This window comes from Phenylobacterium sp. (genome assembly GCF_028290885.1).
GTDB lineage: Bacteria > Pseudomonadota > Alphaproteobacteria > Caulobacterales > Caulobacteraceae > Phenylobacterium.
In genome coordinates this window covers 1-3,937 of the sequence record NZ_JAQGIZ010000290.1, presented here as the reverse complement: position 1 = coordinate 3,937, position 3,937 = coordinate 1, and the positions used below count along the sequence as shown (strand labels likewise).

At 69.0% G+C, this 3,937-nt stretch carries 5 protein-coding genes, 1 tRNA gene and 1 pseudogene; 3 read left to right on the top strand and 4 right to left on the bottom strand.

What is annotated here, in order from left to right; all coding sequences use genetic code 11:
- From JWP28_RS19235 to JWP28_RS19225, 3 genes and pseudogenes are all read right to left on the bottom strand, one after another.
- Window positions 1-691 (bottom strand): annotated as a pseudogene (locus JWP28_RS19235) (magnesium transporter); the annotation flags it as partial.
- A 64-nt stretch (window positions 692-755) separates the two neighbouring features.
- A tRNA-Leu gene (locus tag JWP28_RS19230) sits at window positions 756-840 on the bottom strand.
- Between the two features lie 182 nt (window positions 841-1,022).
- Window positions 1,023-1,310, bottom strand: a complete 288-nt coding sequence (locus JWP28_RS19225; RefSeq protein WP_299545469.1) for a FliM/FliN family flagellar motor switch protein — start codon at window positions 1,308-1,310, stop codon at window positions 1,023-1,025.
- A gap of 30 nt (window positions 1,311-1,340) precedes the next feature.
- Here JWP28_RS19225 and lipB point away from each other — a divergent pair, with 30 nt between their 5' ends.
- The 3 genes from lipB (at window position 1,341) to JWP28_RS19210 (ending at window position 3,377) form a co-directional block, all read left to right on the top strand.
- Window positions 1,341-2,066 carry a lipoyl(octanoyl) transferase LipB gene (gene lipB, locus JWP28_RS19220; RefSeq protein ID WP_299545468.1) on the top strand — a complete coding sequence of 242 codons (726 nt, stop codon included), beginning with the start codon at window positions 1,341-1,343 and terminating at the stop codon, window positions 2,064-2,066.
- A gap of 44 nt (window positions 2,067-2,110) precedes the next feature.
- Window positions 2,111-2,974 carry an SPOR domain-containing protein gene (locus JWP28_RS19215; RefSeq protein ID WP_299545467.1) on the top strand — a complete coding sequence of 288 codons (864 nt, stop codon included), beginning with the start codon at window positions 2,111-2,113 and terminating at the stop codon, window positions 2,972-2,974.
- Window positions 2,975-3,053: 79 nt separating this feature from the next.
- A complete protein-coding gene (locus tag JWP28_RS19210) occupies window positions 3,054-3,377 on the top strand; it encodes a hypothetical protein (protein ID WP_299545466.1) in 324 nt (107 codons plus the stop codon).
- A gap of 13 nt (window positions 3,378-3,390) precedes the next feature.
- Here the strand turns inward: JWP28_RS19210 and JWP28_RS19205 are convergent, their stop codons facing one another.
- Window positions 3,391-3,798, bottom strand: a complete 408-nt coding sequence (locus tag JWP28_RS19205) for a DUF805 domain-containing protein (protein ID WP_299545465.1) — start codon at window positions 3,796-3,798, stop codon at window positions 3,391-3,393.
- Window positions 3,799-3,937 lie beyond the last annotated feature (139 nt).

Here is a 3,937-nt window from a genome sequence, read left to right as displayed (position 1 = left end):
CCATGATCTGCGCCAGCGGCGTTTCGCGACGGCTGCGCAGCAGGTGGCTGACAGGCGCGGCGCCGACGGGCTTGTAGGCCGGGTCGACCACATAGACGTCGAAGAACAGCTCCGGCAGCTCGTCGCTTTCGCGGCGCAGGTGGTCGATGGTCTGGCCGACGGTCCAGAACTGCGGCGCGGCCACCACCTCGCGCTGCATCAGCCGCCCGGCGGTCTCGTCCTCGTAGGCCAGGGTGTTCTCAATGGCCGCCCGCTCCAGGTCGGGCATGGCGGCCAGCACCTGGGCGCGCTTGTTGGCTTCCAGGTCGTCGACGACGTCGGCGGCGTCGTCGCTCTCCATCTCGCCCAGCGCCTTGGCCAGGACCGCCGAAGGCACGTGCTCGAGGATCTCCTCGCGGATCTCGGTGTCGAGCTCGGAGAGCACCTCGGCCAGGGTCTCGGGATCGAGGTGCGGGACCAACTCCTCGCGGTCGTCGGCCGACAGGAAGCCCATCAGGTCGGCGATGTCGGCCGGGTGCAGGGCCCCCAAGAGCTCGCGCAGCCGCTCGGTGTCGCCGCGGTCGAGCGCGTCGGCGACCATCGGCACATAGGCCGGGTTTAGGGAGTAGTCCTCGCCAAGCGCGAGGTCTTCCAGGTCCTCTTCGGCTTCAGGTCGCTCGTTTAGCTCAAGGTCGTCCGTTTCGCGGCTCATGCGGACCTCCCTGGCTTATGTCGAAGCGCTTTTTTCCTGAAAGATTGAAGGACCTTGGATTCACTGGTGCGGTCGAGAAGACTCGAACTTCCACGGGTTGCCCCACAGCGACCTCAACGCTGCGCGTCTACCAATTCCGCCACGACCGCTCGTGGTGAGCCGCGGGGGGTAGCAAACGGCGGAGGCTTTGTGAAGGGCGGCGAAAACGCCTGCCGTGGAGCTTGTCCCATTTCGATTCGAGTCGAAATGGCGCTCCACGTCTTTTGCTTGGTCGCTCTTCCCGATCGGCGAGCATGTTCCACGCTCACCGGGAAACGCTCCGTCCCTCGGTCTACTGCCCGCCGGCCATGAAGTCATAGACGTTGGCCTCGCGGGTCACGGCGATGGATATCTTCTCATCGTTGATCTGGATTTCGCCGCGGGCGACGGGGTGGTTGTTGGCGAGGATCCAGACCTCGTCGTTGACGCCGGCGTCGAGCGGGATCACCGCGCCGCGGCCCATGCGCAGCAGCTGCTGCATGGGGAGCGTCGAGCGCCCCAGCACCACCTGAATTTCAACATTGACCGCCTTGACCTGGCTCACGCAGAACGCCCCCGACTTCACACGGGCTTTGCGCATGGCCAGCCCAGCGCCCACATTGGCCGCGACATGCTTGACCGCACGTTAAATCCTGCGACCGACGCGCCGATTTTCGGCCGGGCCGACCGCGCGAGCGTCGGATGGGCGGTTTCGAAGGCGCCGGTCGCCTATCCAGACGCCGTGGCCGCCATGGAGGCGCGCGCCGCCGCCATCGCCGAGGGCCGCGCGGGCGAGCTGGTCTGGCTGCTGGAGCATCCGCCGCTCTACACTGCCGGGGTTTCGGCCAGGCCCGCGGACCTGCTCGAGCCCGACCGGTTCCCGGTATTCCAAAGCGGCCGCGGCGGCCAGTTTACCTACCACGGCCCCGGCCAGCGAGTAGCCTATGTGATGCTCGACCTCACCCGGCGGGAGCGCGACGTCCGCGCCTTCGTGACCGCGCTGGAGGCCTGGGTGGTCGGGGCGCTGGGACGCTTCAACGTCGTCGGCGAGGTGCGGCCGGGGCGCGTCGGGGTCTGGGTCGAGCGGCGCGCGGCCGGACTGCCGCCCCGCGAGGACAAGATCGCCGCGATCGGTGTGAAACTCCGCCGCTGGGTGTCGTTCCATGGGATTTCCCTCAACGTCGAGCCCGACCTGGGCCATTTCAGCGGCATCGTTCCCTGCGGCGTCACCGACCACGGGGTGACCAGCCTCGTGGACCTCGGCCTGCGCGTCACCATGGACGAGGCCGACGCGGCGCTGAGGGCGACCTTCGCCCAGGTGTTCGGTCCGGTGGCGGACGCCTCGCCGCCGGGTTAGGCAGTGGGTTCAGGGAACGGACGAATCGGGGGAGGCCGGGCCACATGACCAACAGCGACCTTTTCCGCGTCGCGGCGCTCGGCCTCTCGGCCGCGCTGGCGCTCGCCGCGGCGGCGCCTGGCGCGGCCCAGACCACCGCCCTCAGCTATCCGCGGTCGAGGGCCCTTCCCGACGTGGCCGCCTGGCTGCAAAGCGACACGCCGATCTCGCCGGCCCAGGTGGTCGACATCAGCCCCTCGGCGGTCACCGCGGTGGTCGCGGTCACGCCGACCGGCGAGCCGCGCGGCTTCCTGGCCAGCATCAACTCCGAAGCCATGAACCCGGAGATCGAGTCACATGACGGCATCGCCTCCTGGTCGATCCCGGTGGAGGTGGACTGCAACCGCCGCGCGGTGCGACTGGGGACCATGACCGGCTTTCGCAGCCGTGACCTGCGTTCGGACGCCAAGGTCCTGCGGCCGGCGGACACCGCCTTCGTCAATCCGACGCCCAACGCCCCGCTCGGCGCCGTGATCCGCGCGCTCTGCGACCGCGACTTCCGCCGGCCCCTGGTGGGCGGCCGCCTCAAGCTCGCCACCAAGACGCCGGACCCGGCCAAGCCCGCGAAGGCCCCTACCGCGGCGCCCGCGCCGGCGCCTGAGCCTGCGAAGGCGGTGACGGCCGGCGGGTCAGTCAGCGTCCAGATCGCCGCCTCGCCGAGCCTGCCGGACGCCAAGGGCCTGCTGGCGCGCTTCAAGAAACAGTCCCCCGATCTGCTGTCCGGCCTGACTGCCGACGTCGCCACCGCCCAGGTGGCTGGCAAGACCGTGCACCGGGCGCTGATATCAGGCTTCGCCACAGGGGCCGACGCCGTCCAATTCTGCGAAAAGCTGAAGGCTCGCGGGCAGGCCTGTTTCGTGCGACGCTGAGCCCCTGGCCTCGGCCGGATTCAGGAACGAAGGCCAAGCTTCGGCGTTTCTTTTTGGGGACGTGAACGGAGTAGCCGCCATGGCCAGCGTGAACCCACCGCCACTACGGACCGAGGCCGAGTTCGAGCATGCGCTCAGCGAGGTCGAGCGCCTGCTCGAAGAGCCGCATGCGCCGGAAACCGTCGAGGACCTCTGGTTCAGCCGCCTGCTCGTCCGCATCGCCGACTACCACGACGCCCAGCCGCCGGCGCGGCGCGACGCCAACCTGGAGCGGCTGCAGGACCTCGATACGCAGATGAAGGCGTTCGGCAAGCGCTGGCCGCATCCGGACAACCCTGAAGGTCCCGACCATTGGAGCCCGATGCTGGGCGGCGACTTCGACCCCAGCCACCACCGGCGCTAACCGCCTTCGGAGCTCAGGCCGCGACAGCCGGGCGCAGCGGGTTTGGGCCATAGCGGTTGGTCCCCCCCTCCCCCGGCATGGCGCCCAGGTCCACGGCGGCCCAGATCAGCACCAGACTGAAGAAGAAGTCGAAGAAGCTGTTGGGCTGCGGCCAGACCGCGACCGTGGCCACCAGCACCAGCGCCGCCCACCAGCCGGAGCGGCCGCGGTCGTGCAGGCGCTTGGAGAGCACGCAGGCGCCGCAATAGAACAGCACCGGATAGACGAACCAGCCGGTCAGCCAGTGCAGGGCCGGCCCGACCACGGCCTCGTAGAGCGCGGCTATGGCCAGCAGGATGGCCGCGGCGATCCACGAGGGCGCGCGCGGCGCGCGGCCCGCAGCGGAGAAGAAGAGCTCGCTCCAGTCGATCTGGCCGTTCATGCCGCGCCCCAAGACTCGACGCCCAGCATAACCCGGCTGGGCGCCTAGTGTCCCGATTCCGAAGTTCGCAAGCGCTTGCGGCTGGCTTTGGCGAACTTCGGAATCGATGAGGACACTAGCAAGTCCATGTTTTCTAGTG